Here is a 21789-nt window from a genome sequence, read left to right as displayed (position 1 = left end):
GCCCGCCGGACCGACGAAGAGGCCGGCGGGCCCGAGGTGTGCTCGGGCCCGCCGGCCTCTTCGAGGAAGCGGCTAGGACGCCGCGGGAGCGGACGGGGAGGTGACGGTGATGGAGCCGTCGATGATGCCCGCCTTGATGGTGTCGAGCTCGCCCTGCAGGTCGCCCGAGACCTTCGACTCGAAGTCGTGGAACGGCGCGATGCCGACTCCGTCGTTCTCGAGGGTGCCCACGAAGGGAGTGGGGTCGAAGTCGTCGGCTCCGGCGGAGCTGGTGACGTCGGTCGTGCCGGCCTCGATGCCCTTGAGGATCGAGGTCAGGTACAGGTCGGCGCCGTCGGGGTAGGTCTCGTACAGGTCCGCGTCCACGCCGACCATCGCGATGTCCTTGCCGGAGTCGCGGATCGCCTCGATCGCCGACTGGAAGATCGGACCGCCGACGGGGAGGATGACGTCCGCGTTCTGGTCGATCAGCGACTGCGCGGCCGACTTGGCCTCGACGCCCGCCGCGAAGCCGCCGGTGAAGGAGCCGGTCTGCGCGTCGACGTCCCAGCCGACGACCTTGACGTCCTTCCCCTTCTGCTCGTTGTAGTACTTCACGCCGTCGGCGTAGCCGTCCATGAAGATCGTGACGGTCGGGAACTGCTGGCCGCCGTAGGTGCCGACGACGCCGGTCTTGGAGTACGACGCGGCCGTGTAGCCGGCGAGGAACGCCGCCTGCGAGGTGTCGAAGGTGATCGGCTTGACGTTCGGCAGGTCGATCGACGCGTCGTCGATGATCGCGAAGTCGATGTCCGTGTTCGCCTCGGCCGCGGCCGACGTGGCCTCGGCCAGCGCGAAGCCGACGGTGATGATCAGGTTGCAGCCCTGGTCGACGAGGCTGGTCAGGTTCGGGGCGTAGTCCGTCTCGGACTCCGAGGTGACGGTCTTCGGCGTGACGCCGAGGTCCTCCGAGGCCTTCACGAGGCCGTTGTAGCCGAGCTCGTTGAACGACTTGTCGTCGAACCCGCCCGCGTCGGAGACCATGCAGGGCAGGAAGTCGCCACCGGCGGCGGCGCTGGAGCCGCTCTCCTCGGGGGCGGAGGCGCAACCGGCGAGAAGCGCGGTGACGCCGAGGGCGGCGAGACCGCCGAACGCGGCCTTACGCGAGGTGATAGTCAAGATGTCGTCCTCCAGGAATGCGGCCCCGCGCGACGAGCGCAGCAGGGCGTCGATCCCCACACGTTACCCAATGTGACAAGCCGCTCAGCCGCCCGGACGGTGGTGGTCAGGAAGAGTTACACAGTGTTGATCTTCGCGACATGCGGAGCGTGTCGCGGGGCGGTCGGCTGTGCTCGATTCCGAGCCGCGGAGCGGCTCGGCGCGGTCGCTGTGCTCGATTCCGAGCCGCGGGGCGGCTCGGCGCGGTCGGCTTCGCGACGGGTGCGTTCCGCAGAGCGAGTCGCGTCGGGCTGGCCTGAATCGCTTGGCACGCGATTCCGGCTCGCGGCCCTCTCCCCTGCTGCCGGATGTCGAAGGCGTTCGGAGGAGCTCCGCGCTGCGCGCGGTCGGGCTCGACGCGATGCTCCTCCATGGTGGTCGAGTTGCCGCGGAAGCGGCGGATCGAGACCCAGCCACCAGCACCCAGGGCGACGGCCGAGGCCCTCATCGAGGGTGGTCGAGTGGCCGCGCGAACGGCGGATCGGGACCTCCGCACGCGCAAGAGGCGAGGGGCGGAACGGCGAAGCGCGGCGCCTCCGAGGGGAGGGCCGCGCTTCGACGGGTGGGACGGAGGGCTAGAGGACGTCCGTGCGGCCGGAGAGGCGCAGGGCGTCGACGACGCCCTTGACCTTCTGGGCGTTCTCGGTCGTGGTCACCAGGAGTGCGTCGGGGGTGTCCACGACGACGATGTCCTTCACTCCAATGAGGGCGATGGTGCGGTTGCCGCCGCTGACGACGATGCCCGTCGCGGAGTCGGCCAGAACACGCGCGTCCTCGCCGAGGATGGCGAGGTCCGAGCGGAGTCCGCTCGAGTGCAGCTTCGCGATCGAGGCGAAGTCGCCCACGTCGTCCCAGGAGAAGTGGCCGGGCACGACGGCCAGCTTGCCCGCGGCCGCGGCCGGCTCGGCGACGGAGTAGTCGATCGCGATCTTCTCCAGGCCCGGCCAGATGCGGTCGACGACCGCGCCGCGCTCCGGGGTGTCCCACGCGGCGGCGAGCTCGAGCAGTCCGGCGAGCAGCTTCGGCTTGGCGCGGCCGAGCTCCTCGAGGAGGCGGTCGGCGCGGGCGATGAACATGCCCGCGTTCCAGAGGTACTGACCGCTGGAGAGGTAGGCGCGCGCGGTGTCGGCGTCGGGCTTCTCGACGAAGGAGTCGACGGCGAGCGTGTGCGTCGCCCCGTCGATCCCGAGGTGCTTCCCCGTGCGGATGTAGCCGAAGCCCACGGCAGGCTCGGTCGGCGTGATGCCGATGGTCGCGATGTAGCCCGCGTCCGCCGCGACGACGGCCTCGGCGACCGCGTCGTGGAACAGCTGCTGACCGCTGATGACGTGGTCGGCGGCGAACGAGCCGATGATCACGCCGGGCTGGCGGCGCTCGAGGATGGCGGCGGCCAGGCCGATCGCGGCGGACGAGTCGCGCGGCTCGCTCTCGAGGACGACGTTGAGGTCCTCGAGGCTCTCGAGCTGCTCCTCGACGGCGGCGCGGTGCGCGCGGCCGGTCACGACCATGATCCGGTCGGCGCCCGAGATGGGCGCGAGGCGGTCCCAGGTGTCGCGGAGGAGGGTCTGTCCCGACCCCGTCAGATCGTGCAGGAACTTCGGGGCGTCGGCCCGGGAGAGCGGCCACAGCCTCGAGCCGATCCCGCCGGCGGGGATCACGCTGTAGAAGCGGTCGAGCGGGGCGCGGCCATCGGTCTCAGGTGATGTCATGTCCGCAGGATACAAGGGAGCCCGAGCGCGACCGTCCGTTCACCCGGGCGCGCGCCGCCGTTCATCCCGCCGCCGTAGCGTCCGGGGCGTGAGAGTCGCGGTCGTCACCGAGAGCTTCCTGCCGTCGTTGAACGGCGTGACCACGAGCGTCCTGCGGGTGCTCGACGAGTTCGCGGAGCGCGGGATCGAGGCGCTCGTCGTCTGCCCGGCCGCGGGGGCGCCGGGCCACTACGCGGGCCACCGCGTCGTGGAGCACCCGGCGATCGCCTACCGCGACTTCCCGGTCGGAATCCCCACGCTCGCCCTCACCCGGGAGCTGGCCGACTTCGAGCCCGACGTGGTGCACGTCGCCTCACCCTTCCTCCTCGGCGCCCGCGCCATCGCCTCGGCCGGCCGGCTCGGGGTGCCGAGTGTCGCGATCTACCAGACGGACGTCGCGCGATTCGCGGCCCGCTACGGCATCCGCGGCGCCCGCGCCCTCGCCTGGCGGGTGATCCGCCAGATCCACGCCGGGGCGGACCTGACCCTCGCCCCCTCCACCAGCGCCCTCGACGACCTCGCCGCCGCCGGCATCGAGCGCACCGCGCTGTGGGGCCGCGGCGTGCAGAGCGAGCGCTTCCACCCGCGCCGCCGCTCCTCCCCCTACGCGCAGGCCGTCCGAGCCGGACTCGGCGCCGATGACGCGCTCGTCGGCTACATCGGGCGCCTCTCCCCCGAGAAGAGGGTGGAGCGGATGGCGGCACTCGCCTCCCTCCCGCACGCGGAGCTGGTCGTGGGCGGCTACGGCCCCTCCTCCGCCCGGGTCGCCGCCGCCCTCGGCACGGCGGCGCGGATGCTCGGCCGGCTCGACGGCGACCGGCTGCCGGCGGTCTTCGCCGCGCTCGACGTCTTCGTGCACACCGGCACGGAGGAGACGTTCGGCCAGACGGTCCAGGAGGCGCAGGCGTCCGGCACCGCCGTGGTCGCGCCGCACGCGGGCGGCCCCACCGACCTCATCGAGCACGGCGTGGACGGCCTGCTCTACGCGCCCGAGAGCGACTCGGACCTGCGCCGGCAGGTGGAGCGCCTGGTCCGAGATCCCGCACTGCGCGCCCGGCTCGGCGAGGCGGGCCGCCGCCGCGTGCTCCACCGCACCTGGAGCGCGCTCACCGACGAGCTCCTCGCGCACTACGCGACCGCGGGGGCGCCCGCCCTCGCCCTGCCCCGCAGCTAAGGCTCGCCTAAGCCGCGCCCGCCTGCGAGCGCGCTTAGAATCGGAGGGCGAGTTTCTCGTCGCTCCCCGCCCCGTCCCCGTCCACGCGACGTGGGAACAGGTCAGGCCGTCGGAGCACAACCAGGGAGGGTTGTTCGTGTCAGTTCAAGCTGCTCAAACCCTCGCACCCCGGAAGCAGGGGAAGATCCGGCGTCCGGCCGGCACCCTGTACCGCGGTCGCGAAGGCATGTGGTCATGGGTGCTCCACCGGATCACCGGTGTCGCCATCTTCTTCTTCCTCCTCGTCCACGTCCTCGACTCCGCTCTCATCGCCGTGAGCCCCGAGGCGTACAACGCGGTCATCGGCACGTACAAGAACCCGATCATGGGACTCGGCGAGACCGGGCTCGTGGGCGCCATCGCGTTCCACGCGCTGAACGGCCTGCGGATCATCCTGGTCGACTTCTGGAGCTGGGCGACCCGCAACCAGCGCGTCCTCTTCTGGGTCGTCATGGGCCTCTGGGTCGTGCTGATGCTCGGCTTCGCGCCGCGCCACCTGATCAACGTCTTCAGCGAGGGGGGTGCGCATTGAGCACCGTCGCCGCACCGCGGACCCCGCACACCCCGACCCGCTCCTCCGGCACCAACTGGGAGAAGTGGGGCTGGATCTACATGCGCGCCTCCGGCGTCGTGCTGATCGTCCTGATCTTCGGGCACCTCATCTACAACCTGCTGCTGGGCGACGGCATCAAGGCCATCGACTTCGGCTTCGTCGGCGGCAAGCTGGCGAACCCGTTCTGGCAGTGGTGGGACGTCCTCATGCTGTGGCTCGCGCTGATCCACGGCGGCAACGGCATGCGCACGCTGGTCAACGACTACGCGACCTCGCCCCTGCTGGCCAAGGCCTTCAAGGGCGGCATCCTCGTCGCCGTCGTCGCGCTGATCGCGCTCGGCACCTGGGTCGTCTTCGCGTTCGACCCGTGCCCCGCCGGCACCGCCGCGGACCTGCTGCCCTCCTTCTGCGCAGCGTGACCACGGTGCCGCGGATCGGAGAGGGGCCCGCGCCCCTCCCGGTCCGCGGCACCGCGTCCCGGCACCTCCCCCTCCCATCCCCGTACGACGGAGCACCCACCCCGTGAGCACACCAGGCCACTCCCACACCGGCGCCGACCAGAGCGCCTTCGCGCAGACCGTCGGACCCGACGGCGTCCACTACCACCAGTTCGACGTCGTCATCGTCGGCGCCGGCGGTGCCGGGATGCGCGCGGCCATCGAGGCCGGCCCGAAGGCGAAGACGGCCGTGATCTCGAAGCTGTACCCGACCCGCTCCCACACCGGAGCGGCGCAGGGCGGCATGGCCGCCGCCCTCGCGAACGTCGAGGAGGACAGCTGGGAGTGGCACACCTTCGACACCGTCAAGGGCGGCGACTACCTCGTCGACCAGGACGCGGCCGAGATCCTCGCGAAGGAGGCCATCGACGCGGTCATCGACCTCGAGAACATGGGCCTGCCCTTCAACCGCACCGAGGAGGGCAAGATCGACCAGCGCCGCTTCGGCGGCCACACCCGCGACCACGGCAAGGCGCCCGTCCGCCGCGCCTGCTACGCGGCCGACCGCACCGGCCACATGATCCTGCAGACGCTGTTCCAGAACTGCGTCCGGCTCGGCATCAACTTCTACAACGAGTTCTACGTCCTCGACCTGGTGATGACCGAGGTCGACGGAGTGGCCAAGCCCTCCGGCGTCGTCGCCTACGAGCTGGCCACGGGCGAGCTGCACGTCTTCCAGGCGAAGGCGATCATCTTCGCGACCGGCGGCTTCGGCAAGATCTACAAGACCACCTCCAACGCGCACACCCTCACCGGCGACGGCGTCGGCATCATCTGGCGCAAAGGCCTCCCCCTGGAGGACATGGAGTTCTTCCAGTTCCACCCGACCGGCCTCGCCGGCCTCGGCATCCTCCTCACCGAGGGGGCGCGAGGAGAGGGTGCGATCCTCCGCAACGCCTCGGGCGAGCGCTTCATGGAGCGCTACGCCCCCACCATCAAGGACCTCGCGCCGCGCGACATCGTCGCCCGCTGCATGGTCCAGGAGGTGGCGGAGGGCCGCGGCGCCGGACCGCACAAGGACTACGTGCTGCTGGACTGCACCCACCTGGGCGCCGAGGTCCTCGAGACCAAGCTCCCCGACATCACCGAGTTCGCCCGCACCTACCTGGGCGTCGACCCCGTCGTCGAGCCGGTCCCCGTCATGCCGACCGCGCATTACGCGATGGGCGGCATCCCGACCAACGTCAAGGCCGAGGTGCTCTCGGACAACACGACCGTCGTCCCCGGCCTCTACGCCGCCGGCGAGTGCGCGTGCGTCTCGGTGCACGGCTCCAACCGCCTCGGCACCAACTCCCTCCTCGACATCAACGTCTTCGGCAAGCGCAGCGGCAACAACGCCGCCGACTACGCCAAGACGGTCGACTTCACCCCCCTGCCCGCCGACCCGGCCGGCGCGATCCGCGACATGCTCGCCTCGCTCCGCTCCGCGACCGGCACCGAGCGGATCGCCTCGATCCGCAAGGAGCTGCAGGACGAGATGGACAAGAACGCCCAGGTGTTCCGCACCGACGAGTCCCTCGAGGCCGTCACCGGGACCATCCAGCGCCTGCGCGACCGGTTCCGCAACATCTCGGTGCAGGACAAGGGCAAGCGCTTCAACACCGACCTCCTCGAGGCCGTCGAGCTGGGCTTCCTGCTCGACCTCGCCGAGGTCGTCGTCTACTCGGCGCGCAACCGCAAGGAGAGCCGCGGCGGCCACATGCGCGACGACTTCCCGAAGCGCGACGACGAGAACTACATGCAGCACACGATGGCGTACCTCTCCGGTGACGCCCACTCCTCCGACGCCGGTGACCACATCCGGCTCGACTGGAAGCCCGTCGTGATCACCCGGTACCAGCCGATGGAGAGGAAGTACTAGCCATGTCGACCGCTACCCTCGAGCAGCCGCCCGCCGCCCCCGCGGCCCCGGAGGCGTTCACCGTCACGTTCATCATCCGCCGCTTCGACCCCGAGGTGGACGCCGAGCCGCGCTGGCAGGACTTCGACGTCGAGATGTACTCGACCGACCGCGTCCTCGACGCCCTGCACCGCATCAAGTGGGACCAGGACGGATCGCTGACCTTCCGCCGCTCGTGCGCGCACGGCATCTGCGGATCCGACGCGATGCGGATCAACGGCCGCAACCGCCTGGCCTGCAAGACGCTGATCAAGGATCTCGACATCTCGCAGCCGATCTACATCGAGGCGATCAAGGGACTGCCCCTCGAGAAGGACCTCGTCGTCGACATGGAGCCGTTCTTCGCCTCCTACCGCGAGGTGCAGCCGTTCCTGGTCGCCAACACCCCGGCGCCCAAGGGCAAGGAGCGCGTGCAGTCGGTCGCCGACCGCGCCCGCTTCGACGACACCACGAAGTGCATCCTCTGCGCCGCGTGCACGTCGTCCTGCCCCGTGTTCTGGACCGACGGGCAGTACTTCGGCCCCGCGGCGATCGTGAACGCCCACCGCTTCATCTTCGACTCGCGCGACGACGCCGGTGGAGCGCGCCTGGACATCCTCAACGACAAGGAGGGCGTGTGGCGCTGCCGCACGACCTTCAACTGCACGGAGGCGTGCCCGCGCGGCATCCAGATCACGCAGGCGATCGCCGAGGTGAAGCAGGCCGTCATCCGCGGCCGCGCCTGATCCTCCCCCTCGCGAACGCGTCCGGCCCGCCGGGATCCTCGGATCCGGCGGGCCGGACGCGTTCCAGCGTGCAGGCGGGCGCGTGCACGGGAGCGCCGCGAGGCCTCAGTACGCTGGAGGAATGACCGAGGCGGCCGACACTCCCCGCGGGATCCCGGGCCTGTTCGAGCGGGTCATGCGGACGCGGCCGGTGCGGGTGATGCTCCACTACTCCGAGACCGGCGGGCCCCTCTTCGCCTCCGGACTCGCCTTCCAGGCCCTGTTCGCGGTCTTCGCGGCGCTCTTCGTCTTCTTCGCCGTCTTCGGCTTCTGGGTGCGCGACGACTCGGTGCTGCGCGACTCCCTCCTCGACCTGGTGACCCGCTCCGTCCCCGGCCTGATCGGCGGGAAGAACGCCCTCGTGTCGGTCGACGACCTGCTCGACTCGTCGATCCTCGGCTGGACGGGTGCGATCGCGGCCGCCGGCCTGCTCTGGACGGCGCTCAACTTCCTGGGGAGCCTGCGCCAGGCGGTCCGGCTGCTCTTCTCGCTCCCCGGACCCACGACCCTCTTCGTCCTGCTCAAGCTCAAGGACGCGGGGCTCGCCCTGGTCTTCGGGGCGGTGCTGCTGGTCTCGGCCGGTCTCTCCGTGTTCTCGACCTCGCTGGTGGACGTGGCGTTCGGCTTCCTCGGGATCGGCAGCGAGTCGATGCCGGCCCGTCTCGCCGGCAGCGCGGTCGGCCTGCTGATCATGCTCGCCCTGGACACGGGCACCCTGGCCGGCTCCTTCCGCATCCTCTCGGGCATCTCGATCCCCTGGAAGAACCTCTGGGCGGGCTCGCTGCTCGGCGGGATCGCTCTCGGCGCGCTCAAGGTCCTCGGGACGCAGCTGCTGGGCGGCGCCTCCCGCAATCCGCTGCTCGCCTCGTTCGCGGTCCTCATCGGTCTGCTGATCTGGTTCAACCTCGTCTGCCAGGTGATCCTGATCGCCGCGTCGTGGATCTCCGTCGGGATGAGCGACGCCGGGATCTCGGCGCGCAAGCTCACGCCGGAGGAGCGCGAGAAGGAGCGGGAGGAGCAGCTGCGCACCGCCCGCCGCACCCTCGCCGAGGCCGAGCGCGAGCGGCTTCGCGCCGCGCTGCCGGAGGCGTCCCTCCTCAAACGACGGCGCCTGGAGCGCCAGCTCGCGCAGCTCGAGGAGGAGCTCGAGCAGCTCGCCGCCTGACCCGGCGGTCCGCTTCCCGGTCTTCCCGGCGTCGCCGCGCCCGATTCCGCCTGCCGATTCTGTCCGTTTCTGTTGACTTCCCTCCTGAACGGGTCTAAAAAGAGGTAAACGCAGATCCGAGGTCGGAAACGACACCGCGGATCCGGCGCACCACCCACGGCGAGACGACGGAGTCCACATGTACGCACCGGAGCGGCACCAGGCGATCCTGGACCGCGCCCGCACCGACGGGCGCGTCGAGGTCCGCGACCTCGCCCTCTCCCTCGCCGTGACGCCGGAGACGATCCGCCGCGATCTCACCAGCCTCGAGAAGCGGGGCCTGCTGCGCCGTGCGCACGGCGGCGCCATCCCCGTCGAGCGGCTGGGCATCGAGCCCGAGGTCGCCGCCCGCGAGGGACACCTCGCCGGCGAGAAGGACCGCATCGCCACCGCGGCCCTCGCCGAGGTGCCCGACGGCGGCTCGATCGCCATCGACGCCGGCACCACCACGGTGCGGCTGGCGGAGCTGCTCCCCCTGGACCGCCGGCTGACGGTCGTCACCCACTCCCTCCCCGTCGCGATGGCGCTCGTCGGCCGGCCCAACATCGACCTCCACCTCATCGGCGGGCACCTGCGCGGAGTCACGCAGGCCGCCGTCGGGCCGTGGGCCGCCCAGGCCCTCTCCACGGTCTCGGTGGACGTCGCCTTCATCGGCACGAACGGCCTCAGCCTCGAGCGCGGGCTCACCACCCCCGATCTCGACGAGGCCGTCGTCAAGTCCGCGATCATCGCCTCCGCGCGCCGGGTCGTGGTCCTCGCCGACCACTCGAAGTTCGGCCGGCAGGACTTCGGGCACGTCGCTCCGCTGTCCGCGGTCGACACCGTCATCACCGACGCCGATGTCGACGACGAGCTCGCCGACGACATCGAGTCGGCCGGCCCGGAGGTCGTCCGCGCATGATCGTCACCGTCACCGCCAACCCGAGCATCGACGTCACCCTCTCCACGAGCGGCTTCGCCGTCGGCGAGGTCAACCGCGCGCACGACGTGCGGCGCGACCCGGCCGGCAAGGGCGTCAACGTCGCCCGTGCCCTCGCGCGCAACGGCGTCGAGGCGACCGCGGTCTACCCGGCCGACGCCTCCACCGGCGTCGACCTGTCCACGATGCTCCGGGCCGCCGGAGTCCGCTCGGCCAGTGCGGCGATCGCCCACCCGATCCGCACCAACATCACCGTGGTCGACGACCGGACGGGCCGCACCACCAAGATCAACGAGCCCGGCCCCGCCGTCACGGAGGAGGAGGCTCACGCCCTCTCCGAGCTGATCGGCGAGCACGTCTCGGCCTCGCCCCGCTGGCTCGTCGCCTGCGGCAGCGTCCCCCCGGGATTGGGAGCGGACTTCTACCCCGCCCTCGGCCGCCTCGCCCTGCACTTCGGCGTCCCCCTCGCCGTCGACACCTCGGGAGCCCCCCTGACCGCGATCATCGCGGCCGGCACCGCCACCCTGGTGAAGCCCAACCTCGAGGAGCTCGAGGAGCTCCTCGGCCGCTCCCTGACGACGGTCGGAGACGTCGTCGCCGGAGCCCGTGAACTCCTGCAGCTGCCCGACGCGCGAGCGCTCGTCAGCCTCGGAGAGCACGGCGCCCTCCTCGTCACGGCGCACGCGTCGTGGTGGGCGGGCGCCCCCGCCGTCGTGCCCCTCAGCACCGTCGGCGCCGGCGACAGCACGCTCGCCGGCTACCTCTCGGCCGTCGACGCCACGGAGGCGGAGCGCCTCGCGACAGCAGTCGCGTGGGGTACCGCCGCCGTCCAGCTCCCGGGCAGCGAAGCCCCGGGTCCCGACTCCCTCCGCCTCGACGACGTCTCCGTCGTCGAGAACCCCGACCCCACCCTCCCGATTGGAGAACTGAGCGCATGACTGCTCTCACCGAGGCGTCGACGGTCATCGTCGACCTCACCGCCGCCACGAAGGACGAGGCCACCGCGCAGCTCGCGAAGACGCTCGCCGACGCCGGCCGCGTCACCGACCTCGACGGCTTCCTCGCCGACGTCCGCGACCGCGAGTCGCAGATGGCGACCGGCATGCCCGGCGGCATCGGGATCCCCCACGCCCGCTCCTCCCACGTCGTCTCGCCCAGCGTGGCGGTCGGCATCGCGAAGCAGGGCGTCGACTTCGGCGCCCCCGACGGCCCGGCCGACCTGATCTTCCTGATCGCGGCTCCGGACGGCGCCGACCAGGCGCACCTCAAGATCCTCGCCCAGCTCGCCCGCAAGCTGATCCACGAGTCCTTCACCGGTTCCCTCCGCGCCGCCGCCAGCGGCCAGGAGGTCGCGGACATCATCGCCCGAGAGGTCGTCGTCTCATGAGGATCGTCGCCGTCACGAGCTGCATCGCCGGCATCGCGCACACCTACATGGCGGCCGAGGCCCTCGAGCAGGCCGCGAAGAAGAAGGGGTACGAGATCCAGGTCGAGACCCAGGGCGCCGCGGGGTCCGATCCCATGTCGGACCGGACCATCGCCGACGCCGACGTCGTGATCCTCGCCGCCGACCTCGAGGTCCGCGGCAAGGAGCGCTTCGCCGGGAAGCCCACCCTCGAGGTGGGCACGTCGGAGGCGCTCGCGAAGGCGGCCGACGTCATCGACCGCGCCGTCGCGAAGGTGCAGGACGCGCCCGCCGCGAGCCCCGCCTCCGGCCCGCGCTTCGTCGCCGTGACCAGCTGCATCGCGGGCATCGCCCACACGTACATGGCGGCGGAGGCGCTCGAGCAGGCCGCGAAGAAGCGCGGCTACCCGATCCACGTCGAGACCCAGGGCGCGGCCGGCTCGGACGAGATGACCGCGGCCGACATCGCCGCCGCGGACGTCGTCATCCTCGCCGCCGACCTCGAGGTCCGCGGCAAGGACCGCTTCGCCGGCAAGCCGATCCTCCAGGTGGGCGTCGCCGAGGCCCTGTCCAAGCCGGACGAGGTCCTCGACCGCGCTCTGGCCCTCCGCGGCTCCGGCTCCGCCGCGTCCGCCCCCGCCCGCTCGACTCCGGCCGCGGCCCCCGCCGCGCCGAAGAAGGTCGGCGTCGGCACGCGCATCCGCCAGAACCTGATGACCGGCGTCTCCTACATGATCCCGTTCGTCGCGGCGGGCGGTCTGCTGATCGCGCTGTCGTTCCTGTTCGGCGGCTACCGGATCGTCGACTTCACGGCCCAGCAGATCATCGACGACGGCTTCAACGTCGCGAACATCACCGACTGGGCCGGAGTGATGTTCCTCATCGGAAGCGCGACCTTCGCGTTCCTGGTGCCGGTGCTCTCGGGCTTCATCGCCTTCGGCATCGCCGACCGTCCCGGCATCGCGCCGGGCTTCCTCGGCGGCGCGGTCGCGGTCACCGTCGGCGCGGGCTTCCTGGGCGGCCTCGCCTCCGGCTTCATCGCCGGCTACGCGGCCCTCTACATCTCGCGGATCAAGCTCCCCGCGGCGTTCAAGTCGCTGATGCCCGTCGTGATCATCCCCCTGATCGCCACCTTCATCACCGGCTTCCTGATGTTCGTGGTGCTCGGAGCGCCGCTCCGCGCACTGAGCGAGGGCCTGTCGTCCTGGCTCTCGGGCCTCTCGGGCGGCAACCTGATCATCCTGGGGATCATCCTCGGCCTCATGATGGCGTTCGACATGGGCGGTCCGGTCAACAAGGTGGCCTACGCCTTCGCGACCACCGGCCTCGCCTCCGTCCCCGCCGACGGCGACCCGAACTCCGTGCAGTTCAAGGTGATGGCGATCGTCATGGCCGCCGGCATGACCCCGCCGCTGGGTCTGGCCCTGGCCACGACTCTCCGCAAGCGCCTGTTCACCGACGCCGAGCGCCAGAACGGCAAGGCCGCCTACCTGCTGGGCGCGTCCTTCATCTCGGAGGGGGCCATCCCGTTCGCCGCGGTCGACCCGCTGCGCGTGATCCCGTCCGCCATGGTCGGCTCGGCCGTCACGGGTGCGCTCGTCGCGCTCTTCGGCTCCACCCTCCGCGCCCCGCACGGCGGCGTCTGGGTCACCGGGCTCGTCGGGCAGCCGATCCTCTACCTGGTCGCCATCCTGGTGGGCATGGTCGTCACGGCCGTCTGCGTGATCATCGCGAAGAGCATCAAGCGCGCCCCAGTGGTCGCCGAGGTGCCCGAGCCCGCCACCGCGCAAGCCGTCCCCGCCTGATCCCCTCCGACCGACCGTCCTGAGCGGTCCCGCCGGCGGTCGCCTCCGCGCTCCTCCCCCTCTCCGAGGGAGTCGCGCGAGGCGGCCGCCGGCTTCCGCGTTCCGGGGTGCGAGCGCGGCCGGGCGGCCCGCTCCGCGGCTCCGAATAGACTGCTCCGGTGACTCGCAGCACCCTCCGCATCGCCTCCGTCAACGTGAACGGCGTCCGCGCCGCCTACCGCAAGGGGATGGGCGACTGGCTCGCCGCGCGCGACGTCGACGTCCTGGCCCTGCAGGAGGTCCGCGCCTCCACGGACGACCTCACGGGGCTCCTCGGGGACGAGTGGGACGTGCTGCACGACGAGGCGACCGCCAAGGGGCGCGCCGGAGTCGCTCTCGCCTCGCGCAGGCGCGCCACGATCCACCGCGTGACCTTCGGCGCCGACGACTTCGACTCGGCCGGACGCTGGCTCGAGGCCGACTACGAGGTCGGCGGCCGCTCGCTCACCGTCGTCTCCACCTACGTCCACTCCGGCGAGGTCGGCACCCCCAAGCAGGTCGAGAAGTACCGCTTCCTCGACGCGATGGAAGCGCGCCTGCCCGAGATCCGGGCGCACAGCGAGCTCGCCGTGGTGATGGGCGACCTCAACGTCGGCCACCGCACGCTCGACATCAAGAACTGGAAGGGCAACGTCAAGAAGGCAGGCTTCCTCCCGGAGGAGCGCGCCTACGTCGACCGCTTCGTCGGCGCCGAGGGCGACCCGGACTACAACGCCGGTGCCGGACTGGGCTGGGTCGACCTCGGCCGCCGGTTCGCGGGCGAGGTGCCCGGACCGTACACGTGGTGGTCGCAGCGCGGCCAGGCCTTCGACACCGACACCGGCTGGCGCCTCGACTACCAGCTCGCCACGCCCGCGCTCGCCGACCTCGCCCGCAGCTACGAGGTCGACCGCGCCGCCTCCTACGACACCCGCTGGTCCGACCACTCCCCCGTGGTCGTCGACTACGAGCTCTGACCCTCTCCCCCGCGAACCGACCCCTCGAGGCCACCCATGACTCCCAGCACCCCGGGCGCCAAGCCCGTCATCTTCTCCGGCATGCAGCCCTCCTCCGGGTCGCTGCACCTCGGCAACTACATCGGCGCGCTGACCCAGTGGGTCGCGATGCAGGAGGACTTCGACGCCTACTTCTGCGTCGTCGACCTGCACGCGATCACGGTCCCGCAGGACCCGCAGCAGCTCCGCGAGCGCACCCGCGCGACCGCCGCGCAGTACATCGCCGCGGGCATCGACCCCACGCGCTCGACCCTCTTCATCCAGTCCCACGTACCCGCTCACGCCGAGCTCGCCTGGGTCCTCAACACCCTGACCGGCTTCGGCGAGGCCAGCCGGATGACGCAGTTCAAGGACAAGTCGGCGAAGCAGGGCGCTGAGGCCGCCTCGGTGGGCCTGTTCACCTACCCGATCCTGATGGCGGCCGACATCCTGCTGTACCAGACGGACGCGGTGCCGGTCGGCGAGGACCAGCGCCAGCACCTGGAGCTCACCCGCGATCTCGCCGCGCGCTTCAACTCGCGCTTCGGCGAGACCTTCGCCGTGCCGGAGCCCCACATCGTGCGCGAGACCGCGAAGATCTTCGACCTGCAGAACCCGGGCGCCAAGATGTCGAAGTCGGCGGAGTCGGATGCGGGCCTGCTCAGCGTGCTCGACGAGCCGAAGGCGACCGCGAAGAAGATCATGCGCGCCGTGACGGACACCGAGTCGGAGGTGCGCTTCGACCGGGCGGCGAAGCCCGGCGTCTCGAACCTGCTGACGATCTACTCGGTCCTCGCCGACCGCTCCGTCGAGTCGCTGGAGCAGGAGTACGCGGGCCGCGGCTACGGGGACCTCAAGAAGGGCCTCGTCGAGGTGGTCGCCGCCACCTTCGACCCGATCCGAGCGCGGACCGCGGAGCTGCTCGCCGACCCGGCCGAGCTCGACCGGGTCCTCTCCCTCGCCGCCGACCGCGCGTCCGAGACCGCGGAGCGCACGCTCGCCGCCGTCTACGACTCCGTCGGCCTCCTCCGCCGCGTCCGCTGAGGCGGCCGTGCTGCGGCTCGCGCTCTTCGACCTCGACGACACCCTCTTCGCCCATGCCCGCGCTGTGCGGGAGGGGATCGTCGCGTACGCCGCCTCGCTCGGCGCCGCCTACGCCGGCGAGCCGGCCGACGTGCAGCGCCGCTGGCACCTGCTCGAGGAGGAGCACTACCACCGCTACCTCGCGGGCGAGCTCGACTACGAGGGCCAGCGCCGGGCGCGCGCCACGGACTTCGCCGCGGAGGCCGGAGTCGGGCTGACTCCCGAGGAGGCGAGCTCGTGGTTCCGCGGGTACCTCGAGCACTACGTCGCCGCCTGGACCCTCCACGACGACGCGCTGCCCGTCCTCGACCGGCTCGACGCCGCCGGAGTCCGCCTCGGCGTCATCACCAACGGCGTGCTCGACTTCCAGCGGGGGAAGATCGAGGGCACGGGCCTCTCCGGTCGCTTCGAGCACGTGGTCGCCTCCGGCGACGTCGGCGTCACCAAGCCGGACGCGCGGATCTTCGCGATCGCCTGCGAGCGGTTCGGGGTCTCTCCGGAGGAGGCCCTCTACGTCGGCGACCGGCTCGGCACCGACGCCGTCGGAGCGGCCGCTGCGGGCCTGCGCGGCGTCTGGCTCGACCGCGTCGGCGGTCCCGAGCACGGCCGCGTGCTGCCGCCCGAGGCGGTCGAGCTGGGCGTGCGCCGGATCGCTTCCCTGGACGAGCTGGACGCGCAGCTCGGGCTGTCGGCGGGCTGAGGCCTCACCCGGTCCGGGTCTCGATAAACCGCCTGCAGCGACTACGCGACCAGCATGCAGGTCCGAATTGCCGGGTCTCGATGAGCCGTCAACGGCGACCACTCGACCAGCATGGGTGTCCCCGAACCACCCCGTTGCGATACCCGTTGCGCCGTCGTCGGAACGACGAAGCGCCCCACCCGACCCGGGGGTCGGACAGGGCGCTTCACGTGAACGGACTCACGCCATCCGCTCGTTGCGCAAGGCGAACGGGGAGGACGCGTGTCAGCGTCGTCCCCTAGCCGGACGGAACCCGCTCCCCGAGACGCGACCACCTCGATGAGCCGACCGCGCCGCGGCAGGCAGGGACTGCCGCGGAAGGAACTACTGCACGTCCTCGTCGATCCAGTCGAAGGTCTTGGTGACGGCCTTCTTCCAGAGGCGGTACTGGCGGGCGGCCTCGTCCTGGTCCATCTGCGGGGTCCAGCGCGAGTCCTCCTGCCAGTTCTGGCGCAGGTCGTCGAGGTTCTCCCAGAAGCCGACCGCGAGACCGGCCGCGTAGGCCGCTCCGAGCGCGGTGGTCTCCGCGACGACCGGTCGGACGACCGGGACGCCGAGGATGTCGGCCTGGAACTGCATGAGCAGGTTGTTGGCGATCATGCCGCCGTCGACCTTGAGCTCCTGCAGGGGGACGCCGGAGTCGGCGTTGACCGCGTCCAGGACCTCGCGGGTCTGGAAGGCGGTCGCCTCGAGCGCGGCGCGGGCGATGTGGCCCTTGTTGACGTAGCGGGTGAGGCCGACGAGGGCTCCGCGTGCGTCGGAGCGCCAGTAGGGGGCGAACAGACCCGAGAAGGCGGGCACGAAGTACGCGCCTCCGTTGTCCTCGACCGTGGCGGCCAGCGCCTCGACCTCGGGGGCCGAGCCGATGAGGCCCAGGTTGTCGCGCAGCCACTGGATCAGCGAGCCGGAGACCGCGATCGAGCCCTCGAGCGCGTAGTGCACCTCGCCGTCGCCGAGCTTGTAGCCGATGGTGGTGAGCAGACCGTTCTTCGAGTGGACGATCTCGGTGCCCGTGTTGAAGATCAGGAAGTTGCCGGTGCCGTAGGTGTTCTTCGCCTCGCCCGGGTCGAACGCCGCCTGGCCGAAGGTCGCGGCCTGCTGGTCGCCGAGGATGCCGGCGATCGGGACCTCGCGCAGCAGCGACGAGGACTCGACGTGGCCGTAGACCTCGGAGGAGGAGCAGACCTCGGGGAGCATCGACTTCGGGACCCCGAAGGCCTCGAGGATGTCGTCGCGCCACTCGAGGGTCTCGAGGTCGAGGAACAGGGTGCGGGAGGCGTTGGTGACGTCGGTCTTGTGGACGCCGCCGTCGATGCCGCCGGTCAGGTTCCAGAGGACCCAGGTGTCCGTCGTGCCGAAGATCAGGTCGCCCGCCTCGGCCTTCTCGCGAGCACCCTCGACGTTCTCGAGGATCCAGACGATCTTGGTGCCGGAGAAGTAGGTCGCGAGCGGGAGGCCCACGATCGACTTGAAGCGGTCCGCGCTCTCGTCGCCGGCGAGGCGGTCGACGATCGACTGGGTGCGGGTGTCCTGCCAGACGATGGCGTTGTAGACGGGCTTGCCGGTCGTCCTGTCCCAGACGACAGCGGTCTCGCGCTGGTTGGTGATGCCGACGGAGGCGATGTCGTGGCGGGTCAGGTCGGCGCGGGAGAGAGCCTGGCCGATCACCTCGCGGACGTTGTTCCAGATCTCGATCGGGTCGTGCTCGACCCAGCCGGCGCGCGGGAAGATCTGCTCGTGCTCCTTCTGGCCGGTGGAGACGATCGATCCCTTCTTGTCGAAGATGATCGCGCGGGACGACGTGGTCCCCTGGTCGATAGCGATGACGTAGTCAGCCATGAATGATTACTCCTTCGTAACGGGGGTGAAAGGAAGCGCGGCGGTCTAGAGGACCGGGAGCAGCACGAGCGAGGCGAGGCCCGCGAGCACTCCACCGACGATCGGGCCGGCGACGGGCACCCAGGCGTAGCTCCAGTCGCTCGAGCCCTTGCCCTTGATCGGCAGGAGAGCGTGCGCGATGCGGGGGCCGAGGTCGCGGGCGGGGTTGATGGCGTAGCCGGTCGGGCCGCCGAGGGAGGCGCCGATCGCGATCACCAGGATGGCGACGGGCAGCGCGCCGAGCGCGGCCAGACCGCCGTCGCCCTGACGTCCGCCGCCGAAGCCGATGACGACGAAGACGAGGACGAAGGTGCCGATGACCTCGGTGACGAAGTTCCAGCCGTACGAGCGGATCGCCGGGCCGGTCGAGAAGACGCCGAGCTTGTTGGCCGCGTCGGGCTCCTCGTCGAAGTGCTGCTTGTAGGCGAGCCAGCAGAAGACGGCACCGAGGATCGCACCGATCATCTGGGCGAGGATGTAGACGAGGATCGAGACGATGTTGACGGGCACGCCGGATCCGAACTCGGTCGCTCCGCTCGCGACGAGGCCCAGGGTGACCGCGGGGTTGAGGTGCGCCCCCGAGTTGTACGAGACGATCACACCGGCGAAGACCGCGAAGCCCCAGCCGATGTTGACCATGAGGGTTCCGCCGTTGAGACCCTTGCTCTTCACGAGCGCGACGTTGGCGACGACACCGCAGCCGAGGAGCACGAGCATGGCCGTTCCCACGACTTCGGCGAGGAAGACCACTCCGAGATTGTCCACGTTGACCTTTTCCTTTTCGTAAGACGGACGCGCACAGGCGTCCGCGGCGGGCTTCGATGCCCGACGGTGTGAAGTTATCGGCGCCCTGTCCTAGCGACAAGGAACGGCGCGTGCACGTTTGTGCGTTGTCACGACAGAAGCCCCGGTCGAGGTGGTCCTCGGTCCGGGGCTTCCGTCGATCCGCGCCTGATCGCCGATCAGGAGGCGGGCACGGCCGTCGGGGTCTGCACCGAGGTGCCCCCGACGTCGACGCCGTTGTACTCCTTGAGGTGCGCGATGGTCGCGTCGACCTCCGACGCGCGGGCGGCGTCGTCCCAGCCCAGCACGGCGCCCGTGTGCTCGGCGAGCTCCTCGAGGAGCTCGCGGCTCAGGCCGCCCGTGAAGGCGTGGTTGGTGCGGCGCATCACCAGGTCGATGAGGTGCACCACGCTCTCGCGCTGGGCGAGGTAGCGGATCTCACCGGTGGTGAAGTCCTTGTCGAAGTCGAGCGCCTCGTCGTGTCCGTCGGCCAGGGCCTCGATGACCTCCTGCGCGCGGGTGCCGTAGCGCTCGAGCAGCTGGCCCGTGCGGGCCGAGGAGAGCCCGGAGCGGTGCTGGCTGATCCACTGCGCGCGGGACGCGTCGGTGCGCGGGAAGCCCTTGCCGCCTCCGATGGGGGTCTTCACGGTGGAGACGCGACGGGTCACGCCGATCCGCTTGAAGACCTCGTTCGAGAGGTGCTCCGACAGGGCGCGGAACGTCGTCCACTTGCCGCCGACCAGGCTGAGCACGGGCGAGCCGTTGCCGGGGAGCGTCGAGGGCTCGATGCGGTAGTCGCGGGAGACGAAGCCCGGGGCCTCGTCGTCGTGGCGGGGCAGCGGGCGGATGCCGGAGAACTTGAAGACGATCTGCGAACGGTCCACGCGGATGGCCGGGAAGACGTGGTTGACGAGCTCGAAGAAGTAGTCGATCTCCTCCTCCGTGCACACCGCCGGCTTCGTGGGGTCGGCGTCGATGTCGGTCGTGCCGACCATCACGCGGCCCTTGAGCGGGTAGATGAGGACGATGCGTCCGTCGCTGTGCTCGAAGAACATCTCGCGACCCTCGCAGGCCTCGACCAGCTCGGGGTTGTCGAGCACGATGTGCGAGCCCTTGGTGCCGCCCATGAATTTCGTGGACGTGCCGAGGGCCGTGTTGGTGAAGTCGGTCCACGGTCCGGAGACGTTGACGACGACGTCCGCCGCGAAGGTGAACTCCTCGCCGGACTCGCGGTCGCGGAGGACGACGCCCTTCTCGTCGGCGCCGACGGCCTCGACGTAGTTGGCCGCGCGGGCCTTCCTGCCGCCGATCAGCGCGTCGTGGAGCACGTCGAGCGCGAGGCGCTCGGGCTCGTGCACGGAGGCGTCGAAGTAGGTGGCGGTGTACTTGATCTTCGGGTCGAGCTTGGGGAGCTCGTTCAGCGAGCGCTTGCGCCCGTGGAACTGGTGGCGCGGGACCGTGCCGCCGTCGCGGGAGAAGAAGTCGTACATCGTGAGGCCGACCTTGATCAGCAGCGCACCGCGCTCCTGCGGCTTGCCCGACTTGTGGGTCAGGAAGCGCAGCGGAGCCGCGAGGATGCCCGAGAACGTCGAGTAGATCGGGATCGTCGTCTGCAGCGGCTTCACGTAATGGGGAGCGATCTTCAGCAGGCCGTTGCGCTCGTGCACGCCCTCGTTGACGAGTCGGAACTCGCCGTTCTCGAGGTAGCGGATGCCGCCGTGGATCATGTGGCTCGAGGCGCTCGAGGCACCGGAGACGTAGTCGCCGCGCTCGACGAGGGCGACGTCGACGCCGTTGAGCGCGAGCTCGCGGAAGGTCCCGATGCCGTTGATGCCACCGCCGATGACCAGGACCGTGGCGCGGGGGTTGTCGCGGAGAGCAGCGACGCTCTCGCGCAGAGCGGAGTTTCCGGGAGTTCCGTCGGACTGTGCCACTTCGTACTCGCCTTCGTGTCGTAGGGGTGTCGTCGAGGCCTCCGCACCAGCGTGCACCGGGGAGATGACCGATTGATTTCGCGGAGGAATACAGCCATCCTTGACCCGACAACACATCCGGTCAAGACGGGTGGAAATCCGTGCAGGGAGCGCTATGACCCCGGTGAGACCGGTCGTCGAACTCGACGAGACGACCCACGCGACCCATCCCGACAAGACGCGGGACGCGCTGCGTGCGGCCCAGCTGTACTACATGCAGGATCTGACGATGGACGCGATCGCGCACGAGCTGCACACGTCGCGCTCCTCCGTCTCGCGCCTGCTCTCGCACGCCCGCGCGACCGGCCTGGTCGACATCCAGATCCGCTCCCCCCTCGACCGGGCGAGCGCCCTCTCGGCCGAGGTGCGGTCCCACTTCGACATCACGGCGCACATCGTGCCGGTGCCGGACCACACCAGCGAGATCGACCGGCTCGAGCGGGTCGCCCTGTCCGCAGCGAGGATCCTCGGGCAGTTCATCGACTCGAACATGATCGTCGGCATCGCCTGGGGCTCCACGATGAGCGCGATCAGCCGCCACCTGATCGCCAAGGAGACGCACAACACGCAGATCGTGCAGCTGAACGGCGCCGGCAACACCGAGACCACGGGCATCAACTACTCGAGCGAGATCCTCCGCCGCTTCGGTGACGCCTACGCGGCGAAGGTCCAGCAGTTCCCGGTGCCGGCGTTCTTCGACGACCCGACCACCAAGCAGGCGGTGTGGCGCGAGCGCTCCACCCGACGGGTCCTGGAGCTGCAGCAGCGGATGGACGTGGCGCTGTTCGGGCTCGGGTCGCCGTTCGCGGCGGTCCCCTCGAAGGTCTACATCGGCGGCTACCTGGAGCCGAGCGACTTCACCTCGCTCAGCGGCTCCGGGGTCGTCGGCGACGTCGCGACGGTGTTCTACCGGTCCGACGGCAGCTGGGACGACATCCCCATGAACGAACGTGCAAGCGGTCCGGACCTCTCCACGGTGCGCCGCGCGTCGCGCCGGATCTGCGTCGTGTCGGGCGCCTCGAAGCTGCCGGGCCTGCGCGGCGCCCTGGCGGCCGGCCTCATCACCGACCTCATCCTCGACGAGGGAACGGCCCGCGCCCTCATCTCGGACTGAC

General features: G+C 70.7%; 19 protein-coding genes. 14 read left to right on the top strand and 5 right to left on the bottom strand.

The window, feature by feature from the left end; translation table 11 throughout:
* Positions 1–72 precede the first annotated feature (72 nt).
* Together C5C35_RS12180 and C5C35_RS12175 are read right to left on the bottom strand one after the other, a co-directional pair.
* The gene (locus tag C5C35_RS12180) at positions 73–1158 is read right to left on the bottom strand and encodes a BMP family protein (protein WP_104232890.1); all 1086 of its coding nucleotides are present in this window, start codon (positions 1156–1158) and stop codon (positions 73–75) included.
* A gap of 614 nt (positions 1159–1772) precedes the next feature.
* Complete coding sequence (locus C5C35_RS12175; protein ID WP_104223184.1) at positions 1773–2906, bottom strand: mannose-1-phosphate guanylyltransferase; 1134 nt, start codon at positions 2904–2906, stop codon at positions 1773–1775.
* 88 nt (positions 2907–2994) lie between these two features.
* On the opposite strand from C5C35_RS12175, the gene C5C35_RS12170 reads away from it, so the two are divergent.
* From C5C35_RS12170 to C5C35_RS12105, 13 genes are all read left to right on the top strand, one after another.
* The gene (locus C5C35_RS12170; protein WP_104263198.1) at positions 2995–4119 is read left to right on the top strand and encodes a glycosyltransferase family 1 protein; all 1125 of its coding nucleotides are present in this window, start codon (positions 2995–2997) and stop codon (positions 4117–4119) included.
* A 184-nt stretch (positions 4120–4303) separates the two neighbouring features.
* Positions 4304–4690 (top strand): succinate dehydrogenase, cytochrome b556 subunit, encoded by a 387-nt coding sequence (gene sdhC / locus C5C35_RS12165; RefSeq protein WP_258059417.1) that lies wholly within the window; start codon positions 4304–4306, stop codon positions 4688–4690.
* A complete protein-coding gene (locus C5C35_RS12160; protein WP_104223187.1) occupies positions 4687–5130 on the top strand; it encodes a succinate dehydrogenase hydrophobic membrane anchor subunit in 444 nt (147 codons plus the stop codon). Before sdhC ends, C5C35_RS12160 begins: the two co-directional genes overlap by 4 nt.
* 202 nt (positions 5131–5332) lie before the next feature.
* Complete coding sequence (gene sdhA, locus C5C35_RS12155; protein ID WP_104232891.1) at positions 5333–7069, top strand: succinate dehydrogenase flavoprotein subunit; 1737 nt, start codon at positions 5333–5335, stop codon at positions 7067–7069.
* Between the two features lie 2 nt (positions 7070–7071).
* Entirely contained in the window at positions 7072–7833 is a 762-nt protein-coding gene (locus tag C5C35_RS12150) for a succinate dehydrogenase iron-sulfur subunit (protein WP_068254543.1), read from the top strand.
* Positions 7834–7954: 121 nt separating this feature from the next.
* Positions 7955–9037 (top strand): YhjD/YihY/BrkB family envelope integrity protein, encoded by a 1083-nt coding sequence (locus tag C5C35_RS12145; protein ID WP_104223189.1) that lies wholly within the window; start codon positions 7955–7957, stop codon positions 9035–9037.
* A 178-nt stretch (positions 9038–9215) separates the two neighbouring features.
* Positions 9216–9977, top strand: coding sequence for a DeoR/GlpR family DNA-binding transcription regulator (locus C5C35_RS12140; protein ID WP_104226423.1), 762 nt, complete (start codon positions 9216–9218; stop codon positions 9975–9977).
* Positions 9974–10933: a 1-phosphofructokinase family hexose kinase gene (locus C5C35_RS12135; RefSeq protein ID WP_104226424.1), complete on the top strand. Its 960-nt coding sequence runs from the start codon at positions 9974–9976 to the stop codon at positions 10931–10933. The genes C5C35_RS12140 and C5C35_RS12135 overlap by 4 nt, the downstream gene beginning before the upstream one ends.
* Entirely contained in the window at positions 10930–11382 is a 453-nt protein-coding gene (locus C5C35_RS12130; protein ID WP_097166616.1) for a PTS sugar transporter subunit IIA, read from the top strand. Before C5C35_RS12135 ends, C5C35_RS12130 begins: the two co-directional genes overlap by 4 nt.
* Complete coding sequence (locus C5C35_RS12120) at positions 11379–13205, top strand: PTS fructose-like transporter subunit IIB (protein WP_104232839.1); 1827 nt, start codon at positions 11379–11381, stop codon at positions 13203–13205. The genes C5C35_RS12130 and C5C35_RS12120 overlap by 4 nt, the downstream gene beginning before the upstream one ends.
* A 158-nt stretch (positions 13206–13363) precedes the next feature.
* Positions 13364–14200, top strand: a complete 837-nt coding sequence (locus C5C35_RS12115) for an exodeoxyribonuclease III (RefSeq protein ID WP_104263197.1) — start codon at positions 13364–13366, stop codon at positions 14198–14200.
* A gap of 36 nt (positions 14201–14236) precedes the next feature.
* Positions 14237–15262: a tryptophan--tRNA ligase gene (gene trpS / locus C5C35_RS12110; protein WP_104246695.1), complete on the top strand. Its 1026-nt coding sequence runs from the start codon at positions 14237–14239 to the stop codon at positions 15260–15262.
* Between the two features lie 7 nt (positions 15263–15269).
* A complete protein-coding gene (locus tag C5C35_RS12105; protein WP_104263196.1) occupies positions 15270–16001 on the top strand; it encodes an HAD family hydrolase in 732 nt (243 codons plus the stop codon).
* Between the two features lie 363 nt (positions 16002–16364).
* On the opposite strand, the gene glpK is transcribed toward C5C35_RS12105, so the two are convergent.
* The 3 genes from glpK to C5C35_RS12090 form a co-directional block, all read right to left on the bottom strand.
* On the bottom strand, positions 16365–17879 hold the full coding sequence (gene glpK, locus C5C35_RS12100; protein WP_104263195.1) for a glycerol kinase GlpK: 1515 nt from the start codon (positions 17877–17879) through the stop codon (positions 16365–16367).
* A gap of 45 nt (positions 17880–17924) precedes the next feature.
* Positions 17925–18635: an MIP/aquaporin family protein gene (locus C5C35_RS12095; RefSeq protein WP_374952909.1), complete on the bottom strand. Its 711-nt coding sequence runs from the start codon at positions 18633–18635 to the stop codon at positions 17925–17927.
* A gap of 245 nt (positions 18636–18880) precedes the next feature.
* On the bottom strand, positions 18881–20635 hold the full coding sequence (locus C5C35_RS12090) for a glycerol-3-phosphate dehydrogenase/oxidase (RefSeq protein ID WP_258061232.1): 1755 nt from the start codon (positions 20633–20635) through the stop codon (positions 18881–18883).
* Between the two features lie 154 nt (positions 20636–20789).
* Here C5C35_RS12090 and C5C35_RS12085 point away from each other — a divergent pair, with 154 nt between their 5' ends.
* Positions 20790–21788 (top strand): sugar-binding transcriptional regulator, encoded by a 999-nt coding sequence (locus C5C35_RS12085; protein WP_104223198.1) that lies wholly within the window; start codon positions 20790–20792, stop codon positions 21786–21788.
* The last annotated feature ends 1 nt before the right edge of the window (position 21789 follow it).

This window comes from Rathayibacter sp. AY1F8 (assembly GCF_002932165.1).
Taxonomy (GTDB): Bacteria; Actinomycetota; Actinomycetes; order Actinomycetales; family Microbacteriaceae; genus Rathayibacter.
This window is presented reverse-complemented; position numbering and strand designations above follow the sequence as displayed.

Coding starts and splice junctions, on each gene's coding strand:
- C5C35_RS12175 (WP_104223184.1), bottom strand. CDS start 2,906: ATGACATCACCTGAGACCGATGGCCGCGCCCCGCTCGACCGCTTCTAC.
- C5C35_RS12150 (WP_068254543.1), top strand. CDS start 7,072: ATGTCGACCGCTACCCTCGAGCAGCCGCCCGCCGCCCCCGCGGCCCCG.
- C5C35_RS12145 (WP_104223189.1), top strand. CDS start 7,955: ATGACCGAGGCGGCCGACACTCCCCGCGGGATCCCGGGCCTGTTCGAG.
- C5C35_RS12140 (WP_104226423.1), top strand. CDS start 9,216: ATGTACGCACCGGAGCGGCACCAGGCGATCCTGGACCGCGCCCGCACC.
- C5C35_RS12135 (WP_104226424.1), top strand. CDS start 9,974: ATGATCGTCACCGTCACCGCCAACCCGAGCATCGACGTCACCCTCTCC.
- C5C35_RS12130 (WP_097166616.1), top strand. CDS start 10,930: ATGACTGCTCTCACCGAGGCGTCGACGGTCATCGTCGACCTCACCGCC.
- C5C35_RS12120 (WP_104232839.1), top strand. CDS start 11,379: ATGAGGATCGTCGCCGTCACGAGCTGCATCGCCGGCATCGCGCACACC.
- trpS (WP_104246695.1), top strand. CDS start 14,237: ATGACTCCCAGCACCCCGGGCGCCAAGCCCGTCATCTTCTCCGGCATG.
- glpK (WP_104263195.1), bottom strand. CDS start 17,879: ATGGCTGACTACGTCATCGCTATCGACCAGGGGACCACGTCGTCCCGC.
- C5C35_RS12095 (WP_374952909.1), bottom strand. CDS start 18,635: ATGCTCGTGCTCCTCGGCTGCGGTGTCGTCGCCAACGTCGCGCTCGTG.
- C5C35_RS12085 (WP_104223198.1), top strand. CDS start 20,790: ATGACCCCGGTGAGACCGGTCGTCGAACTCGACGAGACGACCCACGCG.